Below are 20,750 nucleotides of genomic sequence, written 5' to 3'. Positions count from 1 at the left end.
GCGTGATCGGCCTGTGGGCCGAGCCCGGCGTCGACCCGAGCCGGCTGGCCGTACTGACGGAACGGCTGGCCGGCCGGATGCCGGCCGAAACCCTGGCCGAGCCGCCGGCCAGCGGCATTTATCTGGCGCTGACCGCCGCCGGCCTGGAACTGCGCGTGGCGGACATGCCCTGGCAGGGCCTGCGCGCCGACTGGCTGGACGCCGGGCTGGATCGACGCGCCCGGGAGGGGCGCCGTGCCCTGATTGCCAGGGCACTGGGCCTGCGGGGTATCGCCACCCCGCGCATCCTGGACGCCACCTGCGGTCTGGGCCGGGACAGCGCGCATCTGCTGCGGCTGGGTTGCCGGGTCAGCGCGATCGAACGCTCACCGATCGTGGCCGCACTGGTGGCGGATGCCGTGGAACGCGCCGCCACCGCCGGCGCGGCCTGGATCGGCGGCTGGTGCGGCATTGCGGTCGATGAGGCGCCGGCGCGGCTGAAAGAGCTGATGGCGTCGGAATTCGACGCCATCTATCTGGACCCGATGTTCGGCGGCGAGCAACGCTCGGCCCTGCCCAAGCGTGATCTGCAGATGCTCCGTCGGGTGGTGGGGGACGACCCGGATGCCGGTGCCCTGCTCGAAGCTGCCCGCGCCACCGGTCTGCGGGTGGCGATGAAGCACCATCCGCGCAGTCCGGCGCTGGCACCGCCCGACCACCAGGTTCGGGGTGGCCGCGCCCGCTTCGACGTCTACCTGCCGGCTTCCGGGTCGTAGATCCGCAGCTGCTCGCGAAAACGCCGACCGTTTTCCACGTAATGCTCGGCCCCGTGGCGCAGCATCTCGATATGGCTATCCTCGAGTTCCCGCTTGACCTTGCCGGGCGAGCCCAGGACCAGACTGTTGTCGGGAATGTCGGCGTTTTCCGGAATCAGCGCCTGGGCGCCGATCAGGCAGTTGCACCCCACCTTCGCCCCATTGAGGATCAGCGCCTGGATGCCGATCAGGCTGTTCTCGCCGATCTCGCAGCCGTGCAGCATGGCCTGGTGGCCCACCGTGACACCGCGTCCGACGTGGACCTGGATGCCCGGATCGGTGTGAATCACCGCCCCGTCCTGGATGTTGCTTTCCTCGCCGATCACGATGCGATCACAATCACCGCGGATCACCGCCTGAAACCAGACGCTGGCGCCCTTTTCAAGTACCACATCGCCGATCACCGTGGCATTGTCGGCAATGTAGTAATCCCCGTCCGCCGGGAGTACCGGCGTCTTGTCACCGAGTGAGTAGATCATTGCGCCACTATCGTTTCCCCACCGCATTATTGCAACCGCTGCTGCTGGCGCTGGTACTGGCCGGCTGCAGCGACTCACCGTCGCTGCCGATGCTGGCTGGCGATGCCACGGTGCTGGCCTTCGGCGACAGCCTGACTCATGGCACCGGCACCACTGGTGACAAGGCCTATCCGACCCGCCTGCAGGCATTGATCGGCCGGCGCGTGATCAATGCCGGGGTGCCGGGCGAGACCACCGCCGAGGGCCGGCAACGGCTGCCCGGGACACTGGACCAGCACCGGCCGGATCTCGTACTGCTCTGTCTGGGCGGCAACGACTTCCTGCGCAAGCGGGACCCGGCGGCAACCCGGGCCGATCTCGCCGCCATGCTCGACACCCTGCGAAAGCGCGATATTCCGGTGCTGCTCATCGCCGTCCCGGAACTGACGCTGCTGGGCGGCGATCATGCGCTGTATGCCGATCTGGCCGAACGTTACGAGGTACCGCAACTGTCGGGCGAGCTCAACCGGATTCTGCGGGATGCCGAGCTGAAGTCCGACCGCGTCCATGCCAACGCGGCCGGTTACGCCGAGCTGGCCGAGGCGGTGGCGGCACGGTTGCGCGAGGCCGGCGCCCTGCCCTGACTGTTTATCGTCGACACGCGGCCGCCGCGGCCACTCGCGGACAGGAACCCGACGCAGGGCGGCATTCATGCCGCCATTCCGCGATATCGAGGCGGATCAATCAGGCGCGATGAATCGCGCCCTACCGAACCGCATCAGCGACGTTATTAAACCGGCTTGCGGAGAAGAACCCGACGTAGGGCGGCATTCATGCCGCCACGCCGCGATGTCGAAAAGGATCAATCAGGCAGGCGCGATGAATCGCGCCCTACAGCGTCATGCAATGCCCTGCCCCGGCAACTGCCGAACGCGCTGAGCGGGTGCCGCCATCGTCGTCAGGCCGGCTTTCGCGCCACCTGATCACGCACATAGACGGGGACGGCATCCGCCGCCGATCCGGCCTCGCCGCGGGCTACCCGTGGGGCTGCGAGCCGGGCGATATCCAGCGCGTGGGGGTGGATTACGGCTACCGGACCCGCCGCCGCGGCCTGCACCGCCGCCAGCGCGTCCGGATAGGCGGCCCAGCCGTTGCCGGCCGGATGCCAGTCGCCTGTCGGGGCGGCTACCGCGGTCGGCGGCGCGACCTGTTCCTCGCCGAAACACCGCGGTTCGTCCGCGTCGCTGACATCGTAGGCGGCCCAGTAGACCTCCTGCATGCGGGCGTCGTTGACCACCAGACAGCGCTCGATGCCCGTGGTACGCCGCGCCCCGGCGGCCAGGGCCGCGAGATCGGAAATACCGACCACCGGCAGGTCCGCCCCCAGCGCCAGGCCCTGGATCAGGCCGGTCGCAATCCGCAAGCCGGTAAAGGCGCCGGGCCCGCGGCCGAACGCCAGGGCGTCCAGGTCGTGGAGCGACCAGCCGGCCTCGGCCAGCAGTTCCTCGGCCATGGGCAATAGCAGGTCGGCATGCCGGCGCGGGGCGACTTCGAACCGGGACAGAGCCAGATCCGGCCCGATCAACGCCGCCGAGCAGGCCTGGGTGGCGGCATCCAGCGCCAGAATTCTCACGCCGGCACCGCCGCCCGCAGGAAGGCCTCGGCCTCGTCGCGCGACCGGGTGATCGGCAGATCCGGCAGGCTGGACAGGAATATCCGGCCATAGCCCTTGCTGGTCAGACGCGGATCGCAGATCGCCAGCAGCCCCCGGTCGGCGTGATCCCGGATCAGCCGGCCGACGCCCTGCTTGAGCGCAATCACCGCCTGCGGTACCTGGTAATCGGGGAACGGCGCTTCGCCACGTTGACGCATGGCATCGACCCGCGCCGCCAGCACCGGGTCCGAGGGCGAGGCGAATGGCAGCCGATCGATGATCACCAGCCGCAGGGCCGGCCCGCGAACATCCACGCCTTCCCAGAAGCTGCCGGTGCCCACCAGCACGGCGTCGCCATGATCACGGAAGTCGGCCAGCAATGCCGCGCGGCCCTGCTCCCCCTGGACCAGCAGCGGTCCCACACCTTCCTGACGCAGGCGGCCGGCCACCGCATGCAGGGACCGGAAACTGGTACAAAGCACGAATGCCCCGCCCTGACTGGCCTCGACCAGTCCCAGAACCTGTCCGGCGAATGCGGCATCGAAGCTACCGTCGCTGGGCAACGGCATCGAGGCGGGCAGATAAAGCAGGCTGTTGTTGCGGTAGTCGAAGGGGCTGTCGAACACGTGCTTGGTGGCATCATCAAGGCCCAGCCGACCGGCAAAATAATCCAGCGACCCATTGACGCTGAGGGTGGCGGAGGTGAACACCCAGGACCCGGTGTGTGCCTGCAGGGCCCGCTCGAACGGCGCGGCCACATCCAGCGGCGTGGCATGCCAGAACCAGCCGCTGCCCCGCCGTTCCACCCAGCGAACCTCGGCTTCCGATTCCCGCAGCAGCGCCTCGCCCCGCTCGCCCAGCTCGGCGACACGATGACCCAGCGCCGCCAGCGCATCGGCCCGTTCCGCCACGTCCGCCAGCGCGTCGGCCAGGCCATTCAGCGCCGCCACCAGCCTGCCCGCCGCCGCCTCGGCCCCGCGCCGTGCCGCAAACGCCTGCCAGGCTAGCGTGGTGTCGGTCTGGGCGAAGCCGTCATTGACCTCACCCTCGGCCGCGCCCAGTTCTTCCAGAGCCGCGGTCAGCGCCGGCATGTCTCCGCCGACAGCCTTCGCCTCGGCATGCCCGTCCCGGATCACGTCCCGCACCCGCCGGCTGGACAGGCTGTGGCCGAAGAACTGCCCGGCGATATCGGGCAGGCGATGGGCCTCGTCGAGAATCACCGTATCGGCGCCGGGCAGGAGTTCCCCGAATCCCTGCTCACGCAGCGTCAGGTCCGCGAACAGCAGATGATGATTGACGATGACCACCTCGGCCGACTGGGCCGCGCGGCGCGCCGCCACCACCCAGCAGTCCTCGAATTCGGGGCATTCGGTGCCCAGGCAGTTGTCCACCGTCGAGGACACCCGCGGCCACAGCGGCGAACCGTCGTCGACATCGCCGATCTCGCTCAGATCGCCGGTGCGGGTTCGCATCGACCAGTCGCGCACCCCGCGTAGCCGGGTCCGCAATGCGGGGCTGCGCAGATCGCCGCCGGCTTCAGTCAGCGCCAGCCGATGCCGGCAGAGATAATTGGCCCGGCCCTTGAGCAGGCGCACCCGCGGTCGTATGCCGAGCGCTTCCGTGACCACCGGGATGTCGTTGGCGTAGATCTGCTCCTGCAGATGGCGGGTGGCCGTGGAGACAATCACCTTGCCCCCGGCCGCCAGCGCCGGCAACAGGTACGCCAGCGTCTTGCCGGTGCCGGTACCCGCCTCCACCACCAGCCGATCGTCGGTCCGGATGGCTGCGGCCACCGCCTCGGCCATGGCCACCTGGACCGCCCTAGGCGCATAACCCGACAGCTGCGCCGCCAACGGTCCGTCGGCGGCGAACAGGTCGGCCGTGGTCACAGCGACTGGCCGGCGTAGTAATCCGCGCGGCTGAGCGCCGCATCAGCGCCGACGGTATCGCCCCGGGCCCGTCGGGCCTCGGCGATCAACCGCCAGTTGGACGCGCGCAGCGGTGGATTGCGCCCGGCCAGGCTGTTGGACTTGCGGGCAAAGGTTTCCGCCTGCTCGGGCTGGCCCTGATCCAGGTAGAGGGCAGCCAGCCGCTGATACACGAAGGGATTGCGAGGTTCGACGTCAAGCGCCCGCTCGGCGGCGGCGGCGGCGCGATCGGGATTGCCGGCGCGGGCAAGCTGTTCACTGGAATCCAGCAATGCCACCACGGCCGGGCCGCTGACCTCCGTCAGCGTGGGCGCCGGCTCGGCGGGCGCGTCGGACGTCTGCGACGGTTCCGCGGACTGGTCGTCCGACGGCGACGGCTCCGCCGTGTCCTGCGAATCCGGGGGTGGCGGCGGCGGATAGGCGGCTCGCGGGGCGCAGCCGGCGAGCCAGAGCATCCCCATCGACACCGCCAGCGGCAGGAGCAATCGCCTCATCGGAACAGATCCAGGAACCAGTTGGAATCACGATCGTCGGCCGGTTCGGCATCGGGCGCAGCCGGGGCATCGCAGGGCGCCAGGCCTTCCGGCACGAAACCGGCCATGAACGGCACCTGGACCGCCTGATCGCAGTCGCGGCCGACCGGACGGCGGTCGTCCGGCGCGGACAGCCGGACCGGCAGAGTCTGAATGCCCTCCGGACGGGCCGGTTGAAAACTGGTCGGTTCGATATCGCGCATCATGCGAGACCAGAGCTGCAGGGCGCCGGTGGCACCGCTGAAACGGGTGGGCTGGTTGTCGTCGCGGCCAACCCAGACCACCCCGACCCGGTCACCGCCGTAGCCGGCGAACCAGCTGTCGCGCAGTTCGTTGGTGGTGCCGGTCTTTCCGGCCACCTGCAACCGATCCGGCAGGGTCAGATAGGCCGAGCGGGCGGTGCCTTCACGCGGCACTCGCTGCAGAATCCAGTTGAGCAGGTACACCGACTGTTCGTCGAACGCACGGCGCAACTGCAGGGGGTAGCGATTGAGCGGTTCTCCCTGGCGCGTGGTGACCGCCCGGATCGCCAGCAGCGGCGTGTAATAGCCGCCCGCTGCCAGCGTGTTGTAGATCTGGGCTACTTCCAGCGGCGACATTTCCACCGCCCCCAGCGCCAGCGCCGGCACCGGGATCGGGTCACCGGGATAGCCCAGCGCCTTCAGCGTTTCCACCACTGACGGCAGGCCCAGATCAACCGCCAGACGGGCGGTGGCCACGTTATAGCTCTTGGTCAGCGCCTCGTACAACGGCACCGCGGCGCCGTGGGACTGATTGTCGTAGTTGGCCGGTTCCCAGACATCGCCGTTGGCCAGTTCCACCCGCAGGGGCCGGTCGTCCAGCGGCGTAAGCAGATGATACTGGCGCGGCTGGTCGAGGGCGGTCAGGTAGACCGCCGGCTTGGCCAGCGAACCAATCGGGCGCTGTGCGTCCAGGGCCCGGTTGAAGCCGGCACCACGGGCCTGACGCCCACCCACCAGCGCCAGAATGCGACCGCCCTCGACCGAGGTCACCACCGCGGCGGCCTGGAGTTCGCCACCGTCAACACCCTGACTGCGTTCCAGCGCTTCCAGGCCGTTCGCCACCTGTTCGTGGGCCGCAGTCTGGACGTCCGGATCCAGCGTGGTGAAGATGCGCAGACCTTCCTCGGTGAGGTCCTCGTCCTTGTACTGGCCCTTCAGCTGGCGGCGCACCAGGTCGATGAAGGCCGGATATTGACTGGTGCCGCGGCTGCCGGCATCCGTGACGCCCAGCGGCCGCCCCCGGGCGGCCACCGCCGCTTCGCTATCGAGAAAACCCGACTCCTCGAAGATGTCCAGCACCAGATTGCGGCGGGATTCGGCCCGGTCGGGATGGCGCCGAGGGTCGTAGTAGCTGGGCCCCTTGACCATCGCCACCAGCAGCGCGATTTCGTGGGCCTGCAACTCCTCCACCGGCTTGGCGAAGTAGAAGTAGCTGGCCAGGCCGAAACCGTGGATCGCGCGGCCACCCTCCTGCCCGAGATACACCTCGTTGAGGTAGGCCTCGAGAATGGCTTCCTTGTCGTAGTGGGCGTCCAGCAGGATCGCCATCATGGCTTCCTTGGCCTTGCGCACCAGGGTCTGCTGGTTGGTCAGATAAAAATTCTTGACCAGCTGCTGGGTGATGGTGGACCCGCCCTGCACCACCCCGCCGGCCCGCAGGTTGGCCACCGCGGCCCGCAGGATCGCCTTGGGCGACACGCCGAAGTGGTCCATGAAGTTGCGGTCTTCCACCATGATCAGACCCGCCGGCAGCATGGGGGGCACCTCCCCCAGCTTGACCAGGATGCGGTCCTCGCCCTTGCCGGATGGATAGATGCTGCCGATGAGCATCGGATCGAGCCGCATCAGCGCCGGATCGTCGCCGTCGTCCAGCGCGGTCAGCGACTGGATGCGGCCACCGCGGAAGGCCAGCCGCAATCGGCGGTCGGGCTGGTGCCCGTCCCAGAAGTCGAAGGCGCGGGTATGTAGGTCGACACTGGATCCACCCGCGCGGAAGGTGCCGGCGGCGTCGATATCCTGATCCCGCCGGTAACCCTGTCGCGCAAGGTCAGAGACCACGGAAGCCGGTGTGGCTTCCTGGCCGATGTACAGCTCGACCGGGTCGGCATACACCTTGGCGGGCAACGTCCAGCGGGCGCCTTCGAAGCGGCCCCGGACCTGCACATCGAGATAGACGGTATAGAGCGCGGCCACGGCCATGACCGCGCACAGCAGCACCGCTACCGGGATCAGCCAGCGGCGACGCCCTCGTGCCGGGGATTTACGACGGGATCGGGCCAATGAGGAATCGTCTGACGCGGGTGGGCGAGGCGGCGAAAACGCGAGTTTACCAGATGGGCGACCCCGCCCCGCGCGGAAGTCGTTCAGCGCCGGTGTCCGACCAGGTCCTGCTTGGGACGCGGGTCGGTCACCCGCTCGCCCGTGGTCAGAAAGACGATTTCCTCGGCGATGTTGGTGGCGTGATCGCCGATGCGTTCCACGCTCTTGGCCACGAACATCAGGTGCGTGGCCACGGTCGCATCGTGGCCGCCGGCGTGGCGGTCGTCCATGAGCGACTCGAACAGCTGTCGATACAGACCATCCAGCGCCGCATCGCTGGCCCAGAGTTCCCGCGCCGCCTCGCTGTCACGGCGGACGTAGGCCGCCATCACGCCGGTGAGCAGTTCGCGCGCCCGATCGTACAGGCGCCTGATCTGGAACAGGGATGCGGGTTCCAGCGGCCCCCGCAGCAACAGCACCCGCTTGGCAATACTGCCGGCATGGTCCCCGATGCGTTCGAGGTCGGCAGCCATCCGGCCAGCCACCAGGATTTCCCGCAGGTCTCCGGCTACCGCCGCGTGTTCGGTCAGGGCGTGCAGCAGCGCATCGTCCACGCCGAACTGCATCAGGTCGATGTCGCGATCCCCGGCGATCACCGCCTCGGCGCCCGCCCGGTCGTGCGCGGCAAGGGCCGCCACCGCGGCATCGACGGCCACCAGCGCCTTCTCGCCCATGCCGCGAATATCGGCCCGCAGGCTGTCCAGGGCCTCGTCGAAGCCCTTGAAAGTGTGGTTCTGGGCCAAGACAGCCCCCGACTCAGCCGAAGCGGCCGGTAATGTAGTCGCTGGTGCGCTCGGAGCTGGGCGACGTGAAGATGGTGTCGGTTTCGTCGTACTCCACCAGTTCACCCAGATGCATGAAGGCCGTGTAGTCCGAAATGCGGGCCGCCTGCTGCATATTGTGGGTCACGATCAGCACCGTGATTTCGCTGCGCAGATCGGTGATCAGATCCTCGATCTTGGCGGTGGCAATCGGGTCCAGTGCCGATGTGGGCTCGTCCAGCAGCAGCAGTTCCGGCTCGGTTGCCAGCGCACGTGCGATGCACAGCCGCTGCTGCTGGCCGCCCGACAGGTCAAGCGCCGGGGTAGTGAGCCGATCCTTGACCTCGTCCCAGAGCGCCGCCTGCTTGAGCGAGCGCTCCACCGCGTCGTCCACCACCGCGCGCTTGCGGATGCCGCGAATCTGCAGCCCGCTGGCGACGTTGTCGTAGATCGACTTCGGAAACGGATTGGGCTTCTGGAACACCATGCCCACGTGCAGCCGCACCCACATGGCGCTGACACCGGTGCTGATGATGTTGACGTTCTCCGGCTGGAGATTGATCTCGCCCTGGTAATGATTGCCCGGATACAGGTCATGCATCCGGTTGAAACAGCGCAGGAAGGTCGACTTGCCGCAGCCGGACGCGCCGATCAGCGCAGTGATCTGCCGGTCCAGCACCGGCAGGGAAATCCCCGACAGCGCCTGGAATTCGCCGTACCAGAAGCTCAGATCCCGCACCTCCGCGCGGCAGCGCTGTGACGAAGTCGCGTCGCCCGCTGCGGGTGCTTCGGCCTCGGCGGTCGCCTGCTGGTCCGGATTATCCATGGCGGTTGCCTCTTGTGTGCTCGGTGCGCTCATCTCGACTCCATCGCGAAAGTATTGCAGACACGCCGACGCGTTCGCGTCACCGCTGACGGCGAACGCGGTAACGGATGTAGACGGCCACGGCATTCATCAGCAGCGTCATCGCCAGCAGCACCACACCGGTGCCGGCGGCGGTGACGTGGAACTCGGCCTGCGGCCGCGACACCCAGTTGAACATCTGGATGGGCATGACGGTGAAAGGGGTATTCAGCCATTCGAAACTCAGGAACGGGAATCCGCTCTGCACAGGCGACGGCGGCAGGAACGCGATAAAGGTCAGCGCGCCGATGGTGATCACCGGTGCGGTCTCGCCGATGGCGCGTGACAGCCCCACGATGGCGCCGGTGAGAATGCCGGGCCGGGCCGCGGGCAGCACGCACAGGCGCACCGTCTGCCACTGGTCGGCACCCAGCCCATAGGAGGCTTCGCGGGTTTCCTGCGGAATGCTGCGAATGGCCTCGCGGGTGGACACGATGATCACCGGCAGAATCAGCAATGCCAGCACCATGCCTGCCACCAGAATGGTCTGCCCCAGATTCAGGCCGTAAACGAACAGACCCAGTGCCAGCAGGCCGTAGATGATCGACGGCACGCCTGCCAGGTTGGTGACGTTGATCTCGATCAGGTCGGTCAACCAGTTGCGCGGGGCATATTCCTCGAGATACAGGCCAGCCATCACGCCCAGCGGAATGGACAGGAAGGCGGTGACGATCATCACCGCGGTGGTTCCCACCCAGGCGGAAAGGATGCCCGCCTCGCCGGCGTTGCGGGAGGGATAGCTGGTGAGAAAGTCCCAGTCGATAACGCGCGCCCCGGTCACCGCCAGATCCAGAATCAGGGCCAGCAGGGTGAGCACCGCCACCATCAACACCACCAGACCCGCGCCGGCGCAGATCAGGTCCCAGCGACGGTTGCGCCGGATCAGGCCTTCGTAGTCGATATCACGTACGGCGTCGACCATAATCAGTAGACCTCGCGGAAGCGCCGGCGCAGATAGAAGCCCAGCACGTTGAAGCTGAGCGTGATCACGAACAGCGTCAGGCCGGCGGCGAAGATGGTCTGGTACCCGATCGAGCCGTGCGGCAGATCGCCCAGGCTGACCTGCACGATGTAGGCGGTGATGGTCGCCGCACCTTCGGTGGGATCGAGCGTGAACTTGGGGTTCTGGCCGGCGGCAATGGCCACCACCATGGTTTCCCCCACCGCCCGCGACATGCCCAGGATATAAGCGGCGGTAATGCCCGAGAACGCGCCCGGAATCACTACCTTGCGGGCCGTCTGCCAGCGGGTGAAGCCGAGCCCGTAAGCGCCCTCGCGCAGCTGGTTCGGAACCGCCCGCATCGCATCCTCGGAAACCGACGTCACGTAGGGCAGGATCATGACGCCCATCACCAGCCCCGGCGCCAGCATGTTGAAGCCGGACAGGCCGGGAATGAAGGTCTGCAACAGCGGCGTGACGAACAGCAGCGCGAAGTAGCCGTAAACCACGGTGGGCACGCCCTCAAGCAGCTCCAGGAACGGCTTGATGATCTCGCGCACGCGGCTGTCGGCATATTCACTCAGGTAGACCGCCAGCAGGGTTCCCGCCGGAATCGCAACCAGCAGCGCGATGCCCGCCACTACCATGGTGGCGGTCAGCAGCGGCCAGATGCCGTAATTCGCGTTGGTGAACAGCGGCGTCCAGGACGTCGATGTCAGGAACTCCACGATCGAGACGTTGGCGAAGAACACCACCGATTCGGACACCAGGATGTAGACGATTGCCACGGTGACGAACACCGACAGGCTCGCCGCGGCAAACAGCAGCCAGCGCACCCCCCGATCCACCAGCCGGCGGCGGCGCAGGAATGCCTCGCTGGGCTGCAGCGATATCCGTTCTCCGGTTACTGCCACGTGGTTTCCATCCCCTCGTTTGCGGACCCGTCCGCTAATGAGCGACTAGCGCTTTTCGGCCTTGAGCAGGTCCTCGATCGACACGCCCACCTGCGCCCCGTCCGCAAACGCGGTGCCGGTGCGGCGTTCGGTGACGTTCTCGCGGGCCAGCTCGTAAGCCTCGGCCGGCAGCGGCACGTAACCCACTTCCTTGACCAGCGTGGGTGCGCGCTCGGCGTCGAGCATGAACTCGACGAACTGGCGTACGGCTTCGCTTTCATCAAGCGACGATACCCGGGCATAGACGAACAGCGGGCGCGACAACGGGTTGTAGACGCCGCTCTTGGCGTTCTCCAGCGACGGGCCGATGCACTCGCCATCGCTGTTCTCGACCGTAAGCGCCTTGAGACGCTCACGGTTTTCCTCGTAGTAGGCCAGCCCGAAGTAGCCCAGGGCGTTGACGTCGTTGGCCACGCCCTGCACCACGACGTTGTCGTCCTCGCTGGCGGTGAAGTCGCCGCGCGAAGCGCCGCTGTCGTGCATCACCGCCTCGGTGAAGTAATCGTACGTGCCCGAATCCGTGCCCGGGCCGTAAAGCGTCAGCTTGCGGTCGGGGAAGTCGTCTCGAATCTGCTGCCAGTTGGTGACCTCGTCCTGGGCAGCCGGCTCCCACATGGTCTTGAGCTCGGACGGCTTGATGCAGGCTACCCAGTCGTTATCCGGATGTACCACCACGGTCAACGCATCCAGGGCCACCGGCAGTTCGATGAACTCGATGCCATTGGCCGCGCAGTCCTCGCGCTCGGATTCACTGATCGGGCGCGACGCGTCCGACAGGTCGGTCTCGCCGCGACAGAATTTCTTGAAACCGCCGCCGGTCCCGGACACGCCGACAGTCACACGATAGGTACCACGATTATCCTTCTGGAATTCCTCGGCGACCGCCTCGATCACCGGAAACACGGTGGAGGACCCGTCCACCTTGACCGTGTCCATGCCACCGCTGCCGCCGTCGCCGCAGCCAGCAAGGGCTACCAGCGAGGCCGCCATCGCGGCGCTCAGGAAACGGGTATGAAGATTCGCCGACATGCGTGTTGACTCCTGACTTCGATTCGATTGATTCAAGACAATCCGTGGCCGCCTGACCGTCAGTGGCCAGCGGGCTCGTGACCGTTGGATGACAAGAGAAATCCCGGGTGCATCCGCGCCAAGACGCCTGCCGGCTGATGTTTCCGGCAAGGTAACGATGGATGATGACAGTCCCGTGACATGGTGGTGACCGCCCGCCTCACAGCGGGCGCCGCCGCTCCTTGGCCGCGAGAACTTCCCGTTCCATGGCCTCCAGTGTGGTGTGGCGCACGTCCTGCCCGTGCACGAAATAGATCACGTATTCGCCGATGTTGGTGGCGTGATCGCCGATACGTTCCAGTGCCCGTACCGCCCACAGCACGTCGAGCATCTGCCGGATGGTGCGCGGGTCTTCCATCATGAAAGTGATGCACTCGCGCATGATCGATTCGTACTCGCGATCGACCTGCTGATCTTCCTTGGAGACAGACAACGCCACATCCGCGTCGATGCGGGCAAAGGCGTTCAGGGCATCGTTGACCATGGAGCGCACGTGCCGGCCCAGCAGCTCGATCTGCTGGAACGCGCCGCGCGGTGTCACCTGGCTGGACAGCTGGGCCGCCAGCCGTCCGATCTTCTCCGCCTCGTCGCCGATGCGTTCGAGGTCGGTAATGGTCTTGATGATGGCGGTGACCAGGCGCAGATCACCGGCCTGCGGCTGGCGGCGGGCGAGAATGCGGGTGCACTCCTCGTCGATCTCGACTTCCAGGCGGTTGACCTCGAAATCGCCGCGGGCCACCGCTTCGCCCAGCTCGCCGTCGCCTTCCACCAGGGCGCGCACGGCATTGGTCACCTGCTGTTCGACCAGACCACCCATATTGAGCACGTGCTCGCGCACGTCCTCCAGGTCCTCGTCGAACTGCTTCGAGGTGTGTTTGTCGAGGCTGACCTTGTCCACGCCGATAATCCTCTGAATACGCGATCTGACGAGCGAGTTTACCAGTTGCCCCTGCGTCAGAAGGCGAACTGGGTGCGGAAGGTGAATACATTCAGGTCGTCGGGCTGCCCGCCTTCGATATCCCGCAGTGGCGAATCCTCGACATCGAGAATCCGGTTGTAGTCGAGCATCAGGCGTACATAGTCATTCATGTACCAGTTCAGCGCCAGACTCGCGCGACTCTGTTCACCGCCGATGACATCACGGTCGCTAAGATCGTGCTCGTCGAAGCGCAGCGCCAGTTCCCAGGCACCCCAGTGGCCGTCGTCGGGACTGAAGGCATGCCGCGGCTGCAAGCGCTTGAATTCCCCATCGCTGCCCTTGTAGCGGCGCGATTCCCCGGTCAGCACCCAGCCCATCTGCAGGTAATAGCCGGAGAAATCGAGGCTGGGCAGGCCGTTGTCGCGGGAGACACCGACTTCCGCATACTCGCCCTGCAATGACCAGGGACCAGCCACGGCGGCCAGTTCCAGGCCGGCGATAGTGGCGCGGTCGATGGCGTCGATCGGGCCGGTATCGGTCAGCGCCACGTTGGAGAAATTCGTGATATCGGCATTGAAGGCCGGGGACTCGTTGTTGATGCGGCCGCTGTCGGCGGGCTCGCGCACGCCGCCATAGGCCCCCAGATGCAGCACCCGGCCGACGTCGTTGATCGGCGCATACGTCAGGCGCGATCCCAGTCCGTGGCCCTCGTCGGATTCCTGGTCGCGATCGTTCGGGGCAGCGGAGTCCCCATACAGGCCGATCTGGGCCGACCAGTCGCGGCCCGACCCCTTGGCGTTGATGCCGATGGCCCGGTCGAACAGCGTGTCAGTCAGCGCGTTGAGCAGCGAGCGCTCGGTGAACATGATGTCGTTGGAACTTTCCTGCAGCTCCATGCTGATGGCGTGCTTCTGGTGGCCCAGCGTGATTTCCAGCGGATCGAATCCGGTGTAGACCAGAAACACGTCGGTAATGGCGATGTCGTTGCCGGCGAAATCGAACTCGGTGAGGTACTCGAAATCCTCGCCCAGGTTGCCCGACATGTTGAACCGGGCGCGGCGGATGTCCGTGCCGCTGGCGGCATCCACCGGCGGGCCGTTGCGGGTCAGATCATCATCCTGGTAGCTGTACTGGGCGTGCAGGCGGCCGCCGGGTGCCATCGAGAACTCGCCGCTTTCGTCGGTGAGTTCCAGGGCGCTATCGCCGGGCTCGGCGGCGACTGTTGCCTCGCCGCCCTCGCCCTCGGCGTCGTTCGCGGCGTGCTCGTCCACCGGTCGGAATCGCCCCAGCCCGACCCGGCCCGGTCCCGGTTCGGCGAAAATCTGCTTGGTCTCGGTATCCATGTAGAGATCCAGCGCCCCGTCATCGCCACCGGCAGCCATGGCAGCCCCGGCAGTCATCAGGGATGCAGCCACCATCAGCCGGATGGATCGCCACGTGATTCCCGTATTCATTCGCCTGACCTCGTCTCGTCGGGGGGACGCCGGTCGCCGGATAGCGCGGGCCGCCCGAAATGGAGGCGCGAGTTTGTGACAGATATATGACCGTTTTATGACAGACACGCACGACAATGCGGGCGGCCCGGTTTCGACCCGCCGCCGGAATGCAATACGGGAACCGCTCAGGCGGCGTTGGCGACGTGCGCGCGCTGACGCGGAAAGCGGCAGATGAAGGTGGAACCGACACCCGGTTCGCTGTCCACCGACAGTTCCGCCTCGTGGTGCTCCAGGCAATGCTTGACGATGGCAAGGCCAAGCCCGGTGCCGCCGGTGGCGGTGGAGCGGGCCGCATCCACCCGATAGAAACGCTCGGTCAGACGCGGCAGGTGCCGTTGATCGATACCGATGCCGGTGTCGCTGACCGACAGATTGACCGTGTCCGCTTCCAGCCACCAGCGCACGGCAATCTCGCCGCCCGCCGGGGTGTACTGCACCGCATTGGCGATCAGGTTGCCGGCCACGCTCTCCAGCTCGCCCGGCCGTCCGAACAATGACAGACCGGCCTGGAGTTCGGTTTCGAAGCGGAGACCGGCGGTGTCGCGACGGCGGGCATCGGCCACCAGCCGCTCGATCAGCGCAGCCATGTCCACCACTTCCTGGCGTTGCTGCAAGCCCTCCGCCTCCACCCGGGCCAGCCGCAGCAGGCTCTCGATGATGCGGCTCATGCGAAGGGCCTGCTGACCCATTTCCCGCACCGGCGCCTGCCACTGTTCCAGCGCCCCGGCCTTGCCGGTTTCCTCTTCCATCATTTCCAGGTAACCGCGCAACACGGTTAGCGGGGTGCGCAGCTCGTGCGAGGCGTTGGCCACGAAGTCGCGGCGCGTGGCCTCCATGCGCTTTTGCTCGCTCACGTCGCGGGCAATCAGCAGCCGCTGACCGTTGCCATACGGGATGATGCGCAGCATCAGGATGCCGTGCTCGCTGATCGGCGACGGCACCTCGACTTCGCCGGGTTGCGCGTCGGGGGCGTTGATCAGCGTGGAAAACCGCGGGTGGCGCACCAGATTCGCGATGCGCTGACCCAGGTCCTGGGGGGCGCGCAGTCCGACCAGCGCCGCCGCCGCCTGGTTGAACCAGACGATGCGCCCCTGCCCGTCCAGCACCACGGCCCCGTCCGGCAGCGCCGCGGTGGAGGCCTGGAATTCGTTGACGATGCTCTTGAGCCGCTTCTTGCGCTTGCGGTTGCGCTGCTTGAGCCGGTTGAACTCGACGAAGATGTCCTGCCAGACCCCCAGCCCTTCGGGCGGCTCACGATCGTCGTTGACCAGCCAGCGATGCAGCCGATTGGTATAGGCCAGGTGCATCAGCAGATACACCGCCAATCCGCTGAAGGCCGCCCACAGGGCGTAACCGAAGGCGGCCCCGATCAGCGTCCAGGCCGCCAGCCAGACCGCCAGCACCAGCACCTCCCGGCGCCAGGCGGATACCACCGCGGCCGACCGCATATTCACGTCAGATACGGGTCATCCCGCCCGGCTGGAAAAGCGGTAGCCACTACCGCGCACGGTCTGGATGAAGCGATCAAAGCCGAACGGTGCCAGCGCCTTGCGCAGCCGGCGAATGTGCACGTCCACGGTGCGCTCTTCGACGAACACATTCTGCCCCCACACGCGGTCCAGCATCTGTTCCCGGGAATATACCCGTTCCGGATTGCTCATGAAAAAGCGCAGGAGCCGGTATTCGGTGGGACCCAGACGCACCGGATCGTCGCCGGCGGAGACCCGCTGACTGGCCCCATCGAGCCGCAGCCCGTCCACTTCCAGGGTTTCGGCCTCGCCGCCGGGCAGCGTGCGGCGCAGCACCGCCCGCACCCGGGCCACCAGTTCGGAGGAGGAAAACGGTTTGACGACATAATCGTCGCAACCGATGTTGAGGCCGCGAACCCGGTCATCCTCCTCGACCCTGGCGGTGACCATGATCACCGGAATGGCGCTACTCAGTGACTCGCGGCGCAGTTCGCGCACGAACTCCGCGCCGGACACGCCGGGCAGCATCCAGTCCATGAGGATCAGATCGGGCCGCTGGTCCGCGATCGCCAGCCGGGCGGACTGCGCGTCCTCGGCCTCGTGGACGTGGAACTCCGCCCGTTCCAGTCCGAAACGGATCATGTCCCGGATGGGCGCTTCGTCTTCGACGACCAGAATATGCTTGTGCTGCATGGTTAGCTTCGTCATGCGCTTTCTTGACCTGATCGCAAGCCTATTAAGCTTACATGACACCGCTGTGACAACGCCGGCAACGCTATCACCGGCGTATCCGGCCTAGTCCGGCTGGTCAAGCGCCCGCGTCACCATTTCGTAAACATCGGGCGACAGGGACGCCCGGGACAGCATGGAAAGCTGCTCGCGCATTGCCGCGCCCCGCGGGCCGGCCACCCGGCCCCATTCGGCCAGCGGACCGACCAGACGCGCCGCAATCTGCGGATTGAGCTCGTTAAGCTGACGAACGTGGCCCGCCAGCCAGGCGTAGCCGGCGCCATCCACCTGATGGAAACCCGGGAGATTGCCGCGTGCGAAACTGCCGATCAGGGCCCGCACCCGGTTGGGGTTGGTGGCATCGAAGCGGGAATCGGCGTCGAGTTCGGCCACGCGCGTCACCGCATCCGGCAGCCGGCTGGTAGCCTGCAGGGCGAACCACTTATCCAGCACCAGGGCGTGATCCCGCCCCCGTTCGGCAAACGCGGCCATCGCCTCGTCCCGGGCGGAGCCCGGCCGGTCGCGCAGGGCCTGCAGGGCGGCCATGCGGTCGGTCATGTTATCGGCGTCGTGATAGAGCGCGAGGCAACGGGCATCGATACCGGACGCGTCCCCGGCCGCCAGGTAATCCAGCGCCACGGCGTTGAGCCGCCGCCGGCCGACTTCGGCCGGCTCGAAGCGATAGCCATCGAGCGGTGATTCGGTCAGCAGGGCCTCGAAACGGGTTGCCAGGGAAACGGCCAGCTGCCGCTTGACGTGACCATGGGCGGCGACGACCGCGTCCACGTCGAACTGTGAATACTGGTCGGCCAGCCGCCGCTCGGTGGGCAGCGTGAGCATTTCCGTCAGCAGTTCGTGGTCGGCCGGCGGATCGGACAGTAGATGCTCGACCGCCTCGATCAGCGCCGCCGGAGCCGGCAGTGCCTCGCCCGCCTGATGCGCGGCTACCGCCGCGCGCATAGCCGCCAGGGCGAGCTCCTGCCCCGCCCCCCAGCGGGCGACCGGATCGCTGTCATGGGCCAGCAGGTGGGCCAGATCCTCGGTTCGGTGGTCGTATTCCACCCGCACCGGGGCCGAGAAGCCGCGCAGCAGCGAGGGCACCGGGCGGGCGGACAGACCCTCGAAGGTCCAGCTCTGTTCGGGCTGATCCAGGGTGAGCAGCGATCGCTCGCCGAGATCGACGGCCCGGCCATCAGTCTCGAGCAGCCCGAGGCCGAAGGGGATATGCAGCGGCGCCTTGTCCGTCTGCCCGGGTGTATCCGGGGTGTGCTGGGACAGGGTCAGGCGGTAACGGCCGTCCGCGTATTCATCGTGCACCGTCACCACCGGCGTGCCGGCCTGGCTGTACCACAGCCGAAACCGAGCGAGGTCGGCCCCCTTGGCCGTTTCCAGCGCGGTCACGAAATCCTCGATGGTCACGGCCCCGCCATCGTGTTCGCTCAGGTAGTGCTGTACGCCGCGGGTGAAGCCCTCGTGCCCGAGGATGACGTGCAGCATGCGGATGATCTCGGCGCCCTTCTCGTAGATCGTGATGGTGTAGAAGTTGTTCATCTCGATGTACGACTCGGGCCGCACCGGATGGGCGTTGGGGCCGGCATCCTCGGGGAACTGGATGTCGCGCAGCATCCGCACCTGCTCGATCCGGGTCACCCCGGGTGAGCCGTGATCGGCCGCGAACTGCTGCTCGCGAAACACCGTCAGGCTTTCCTTGAGCGACAGCTGGAACCAGTCGCGGCAGGTCACGCGATTGCCGGTCCAGTTGTGGAAATATTCGTGGGCCACCACGTCGCGCACGCGAACGTAGTCGCCGTCGGTGGCGGTATCCGGGCTGGCCAGCACGCAGGACGTGTTGAAGATGTTCAGCCCCTTGTTCTCCATAGCCCCCATGTTGAAGCTGCCCACCGCCACGACCATGTAGGTGTCCAGGTCGTATTCCAGCCCGTAGGCCTTTTCGTCCCAGGCCATCGCCTGCTTGAGCGAGTGCACGGCGTGGTCGAGCTCGTTCTCGCTGCCGTGATCGGTATAGAAGCGAAGCGCCACCTCGCGCCCGCTGCCGGTGCGGTAGGTATCGGCCACCTCGGCCAGGTCGCCGGCCACCATCGCGAACAGGTAGCAGGGCTTGGCGAACGGATCCTCGTACACCGCGAAATGGCGGCCGTCCGGCAGATCGCCGTGGTCCACGCGATCGCCGTTTGACAGCAGCACCGGATAGCGGGCTGCATCGGCCTCGATCCGCGTCCGGTACGTCGCCATCACATCCGGCCGGTCCGGAAAATAGGTGATGCGGGAGAAGCCTTCCGCTTCACACTGGGTGCACAGGATCCGGCCGGAGCGGTAGAAGCCCTCGAGCGCGGTATTGGCGTCCGGATCGATATCGACCTCGATCGCCAGTTCGAAGCGCGCCGGCGGCGCGGATAGCGTCAGGCCCTCGGCATCCACCGAATAGCCGGACTCCGGCACCGGTTCACCATCGATCCTGATCGCCTGTAGCTGCATTGCCCGGCCATCCAGGCGCAGCGGCGCATCGGCGGACGCGGCCGGGTCGCGCGCGATGCTCAGACGGGACCCGATCCGGGTGACGCCCTCGCCGATGTCGACGTGCAGATCGACATGGTCGATGCGATAGGTGGGCGGCTGATAATCGCGGCGGAACTTGGGTTGCGGCGCGGGACCCGTCATGCCCGCCTCAGCACGACGCTGCCGGCGGAATAGCCGGCACCGAAACCGCACATCACGGCGAGATCGCCGCTGGCCAGGTCCTCGTGATGGCGATGGAACACGATCACCGGGCTGGCCGAACTGGTGTTGCCGAATTCGTGCAGCACCGAGGGCATTTCCTCGGCGCTGGGCTCGTGACCCAGCACCCGCTTGGCGATCAGCGTGTTCATGTTGATGTTGGCCTGATGCAGCCACAGTCGCCGCAGGCTTTCCGTATCGAGTCCCAGGTCACCGACGTGGCCGGCAATCAGCTCCGCCACCATCGGGCCCACGTCCTTGAACACGCGGCGCCCGTTCTGCACGAACAGCCGGTCGTAATCGGGCCGCGGCTGATTCTCGGAAGGGTTAAGGAATCCGAAATTGTTACGGATATTGTTGGAAAACTTGGTGATCAGGCGCGTGCCCAGCACGTTGAAACCGCGGCCCGCGGCCCGTTCCTCGGATTCGACCAGCACCGCGGTGCACACATCGCCGAAGATGAAATGGCTGTCGCGGTCGCGGAAATTCAGGTGGGCGGTACAGATTTCGGGATTGACCATCAGCACTGAGTCGGCGCTGCCGCCCTCGATCATGTTCACCGCGGTCTGAATGCCAAAGGCCGCCGAGGCACAGGCCACGTTCATGTCGAAGCCGAACCGCCCCGCCCCCAGATATTCCTGCACTTCCACCGCCAGTGCCGGGTATGCCCGCGGCAGGTTGGAACAGGCCACAAGTACGGCATCCACCTCGCCGGGCTCGCGACCGGCGCGGTCGAGGCATTCCCGTGCCGCGCTGATCGACATCTCGCACATCAGCGAGGGCTCGTCATTGCTGCGGGTGCGGATGCGCGGGCGCATGCAGGACGGGTCCAGCACCCCGGCCTTGTCCACCGAATAGCGGCTTTCGATTCCCGAGGCCTTGACGATGAACTCGCTGCTCGAGGGCACCAGGGGTTCCCGGTCGCCGGCGGCGATCTCCGCGGCATGGGCGTCGTTGTACTCCGACACGTACTGGTTGAACGACGCCACCAGCTCATCGTTGGAAATCGCATCCGGCGGGGTGTACAGCCCCGTTCCGGTAATCACCGCTTTCGTCACGCTGTCTC

18 protein-coding genes are annotated in these 20,750 nt (G+C 66.7%); 2 read left to right on the top strand and 16 right to left on the bottom strand.

Annotated elements, in window-relative coordinates:
• Positions 1-2 precede the first annotated feature (2 nt).
• Positions 3-755: a class I SAM-dependent methyltransferase gene (locus RM531_RS00705; RefSeq protein ID WP_311656530.1), complete on the top strand. Its 753-nt coding sequence runs from the start codon at positions 3-5 to the stop codon at positions 753-755.
• On the opposite strand, the gene RM531_RS00700 is transcribed toward RM531_RS00705, so the two are convergent.
• Positions 731-1,273, bottom strand: a complete 543-nt coding sequence (locus tag RM531_RS00700; RefSeq protein ID WP_311656528.1) for a gamma carbonic anhydrase family protein — start codon at positions 1,271-1,273, stop codon at positions 731-733. The genes RM531_RS00705 and RM531_RS00700 overlap by 25 nt on opposite strands.
• On the opposite strand from RM531_RS00700, the gene RM531_RS00695 reads away from it, so the two are divergent.
• Positions 1,261-1,896 carry an arylesterase gene (locus tag RM531_RS00695; RefSeq protein ID WP_311656526.1) on the top strand — a complete coding sequence of 212 codons (636 nt, stop codon included), beginning with the start codon at positions 1,261-1,263 and terminating at the stop codon, positions 1,894-1,896. The two genes, RM531_RS00700 and RM531_RS00695, sit on opposite strands and share 13 nt — an antisense overlap.
• A 314-nt stretch (positions 1,897-2,210) precedes the next feature.
• On the opposite strand, the gene tsaB is transcribed toward RM531_RS00695, so the two are convergent.
• From tsaB to RM531_RS00620, 15 genes are all read right to left on the bottom strand, one after another.
• A complete protein-coding gene (gene tsaB, locus RM531_RS00690; RefSeq protein WP_311656524.1) occupies positions 2,211-2,885 on the bottom strand; it encodes a tRNA (adenosine(37)-N6)-threonylcarbamoyltransferase complex dimerization subunit type 1 TsaB in 675 nt (224 codons plus the stop codon).
• The gene (yoaA, locus tag RM531_RS00685; RefSeq protein WP_311656522.1) at positions 2,882-4,795 is read right to left on the bottom strand and encodes a DNA repair helicase YoaA; all 1,914 of its coding nucleotides are present in this window, start codon (positions 4,793-4,795) and stop codon (positions 2,882-2,884) included. Before yoaA ends, tsaB begins: the two co-directional genes overlap by 4 nt.
• Positions 4,792-5,328, bottom strand: a complete 537-nt coding sequence (locus RM531_RS00680; RefSeq protein WP_311656521.1) for a tetratricopeptide repeat protein — start codon at positions 5,326-5,328, stop codon at positions 4,792-4,794. The genes yoaA and RM531_RS00680 overlap by 4 nt, the downstream gene beginning before the upstream one ends.
• On the bottom strand, positions 5,325-7,670 hold the full coding sequence (gene mrcB, locus RM531_RS00675; RefSeq protein ID WP_311656519.1) for a penicillin-binding protein 1B: 2,346 nt from the start codon (positions 7,668-7,670) through the stop codon (positions 5,325-5,327). The genes RM531_RS00680 and mrcB overlap by 4 nt, the downstream gene beginning before the upstream one ends.
• A gap of 83 nt (positions 7,671-7,753) precedes the next feature.
• Entirely contained in the window at positions 7,754-8,452 is a 699-nt protein-coding gene (phoU, locus tag RM531_RS00670) for a phosphate signaling complex protein PhoU (protein WP_311656517.1), read from the bottom strand.
• Positions 8,453-8,465: 13 nt separating this feature from the next.
• Positions 8,466-9,296, bottom strand: a complete 831-nt coding sequence (pstB, locus tag RM531_RS00665; protein ID WP_432280494.1) for a phosphate ABC transporter ATP-binding protein PstB — start codon at positions 9,294-9,296, stop codon at positions 8,466-8,468.
• Positions 9,297-9,375: 79 nt separating this feature from the next.
• A complete protein-coding gene (gene pstA / locus RM531_RS00660; protein WP_311656514.1) occupies positions 9,376-10,296 on the bottom strand; it encodes a phosphate ABC transporter permease PstA in 921 nt (306 codons plus the stop codon).
• 2 nt (positions 10,297-10,298) lie between these two features.
• On the bottom strand, positions 10,299-11,228 hold the full coding sequence (gene pstC / locus RM531_RS00655) for a phosphate ABC transporter permease subunit PstC (protein WP_311656513.1): 930 nt from the start codon (positions 11,226-11,228) through the stop codon (positions 10,299-10,301).
• A 45-nt stretch (positions 11,229-11,273) separates the two neighbouring features.
• On the bottom strand, positions 11,274-12,296 hold the full coding sequence (locus tag RM531_RS00650; RefSeq protein WP_311656511.1) for a PstS family phosphate ABC transporter substrate-binding protein: 1,023 nt from the start codon (positions 12,294-12,296) through the stop codon (positions 11,274-11,276).
• Positions 12,297-12,495: 199 nt separating this feature from the next.
• Positions 12,496-13,233 (bottom strand): phosphate signaling complex protein PhoU, encoded by a 738-nt coding sequence (phoU, locus tag RM531_RS00645; RefSeq protein WP_311656510.1) that lies wholly within the window; start codon positions 13,231-13,233, stop codon positions 12,496-12,498.
• Between the two features lie 56 nt (positions 13,234-13,289).
• Positions 13,290-14,708, bottom strand: coding sequence for an OprO/OprP family phosphate-selective porin (locus RM531_RS00640; protein ID WP_311656509.1), 1,419 nt, complete (start codon positions 14,706-14,708; stop codon positions 13,290-13,292).
• Between the two features lie 167 nt (positions 14,709-14,875).
• A complete protein-coding gene (gene phoR / locus RM531_RS00635) occupies positions 14,876-16,198 on the bottom strand; it encodes a phosphate regulon sensor histidine kinase PhoR (protein WP_311656883.1) in 1,323 nt (440 codons plus the stop codon).
• 18 nt (positions 16,199-16,216) lie between these two features.
• A complete protein-coding gene (gene phoB / locus RM531_RS00630; protein WP_311656507.1) occupies positions 16,217-16,912 on the bottom strand; it encodes a phosphate regulon transcriptional regulator PhoB in 696 nt (231 codons plus the stop codon).
• 102 nt (positions 16,913-17,014) lie between these two features.
• Positions 17,015-19,627 (bottom strand): aminopeptidase N, encoded by a 2,613-nt coding sequence (gene pepN / locus RM531_RS00625; RefSeq protein WP_311656506.1) that lies wholly within the window; start codon positions 19,625-19,627, stop codon positions 17,015-17,017.
• A complete protein-coding gene (locus RM531_RS00620) occupies positions 19,624-20,742 on the bottom strand; it encodes a beta-ketoacyl-ACP synthase III (RefSeq protein ID WP_311656504.1) in 1,119 nt (372 codons plus the stop codon). Before RM531_RS00620 ends, pepN begins: the two co-directional genes overlap by 4 nt.
• Positions 20,743-20,750 lie beyond the last annotated feature (8 nt).

The organism is Spectribacter acetivorans (assembly GCF_031846305.1).
In the GTDB taxonomy this organism is placed as follows: Bacteria; Pseudomonadota; Gammaproteobacteria; order Nevskiales; family Salinisphaeraceae; genus Spectribacter; species Spectribacter acetivorans.
This window is presented reverse-complemented; position numbering and strand designations above follow the sequence as displayed.

Excerpts from the sequence above, each read along its gene's own strand:
- phoB (WP_311656507.1), bottom strand. The coding sequence starts at position 16,912 with ATGCAGCACAAGCATATTCTGGTCGTCGAAGACGAAGCGCCCATCCGG.
- phoR (WP_311656883.1), bottom strand. The coding sequence starts at position 16,198 with ATGCGGTCGGCCGCGGTGGTATCCGCCTGGCGCCGGGAGGTGCTGGTG.
- RM531_RS00650 (WP_311656511.1), bottom strand. The coding sequence starts at position 12,296 with ATGTCGGCGAATCTTCATACCCGTTTCCTGAGCGCCGCGATGGCGGCC.
- pstB (WP_432280494.1), bottom strand. The coding sequence starts at position 9,296 with ATGGATAATCCGGACCAGCAGGCGACCGCCGAGGCCGAAGCACCCGCA.
- pstA (WP_311656514.1), bottom strand. The coding sequence starts at position 10,296 with ATGGTCGACGCCGTACGTGATATCGACTACGAAGGCCTGATCCGGCGC.
- pepN (WP_311656506.1), bottom strand. The coding sequence starts at position 19,627 with ATGACGGGTCCCGCGCCGCAACCCAAGTTCCGCCGCGATTATCAGCCG.
- RM531_RS00680 (WP_311656521.1), bottom strand. The coding sequence starts at position 5,328 with ATGAGGCGATTGCTCCTGCCGCTGGCGGTGTCGATGGGGATGCTCTGG.
- RM531_RS00640 (WP_311656509.1), bottom strand. The coding sequence starts at position 14,708 with ATGAATACGGGAATCACGTGGCGATCCATCCGGCTGATGGTGGCTGCA.
- RM531_RS00700 (WP_311656528.1), bottom strand. The coding sequence starts at position 1,273 with ATGATCTACTCACTCGGTGACAAGACGCCGGTACTCCCGGCGGACGGG.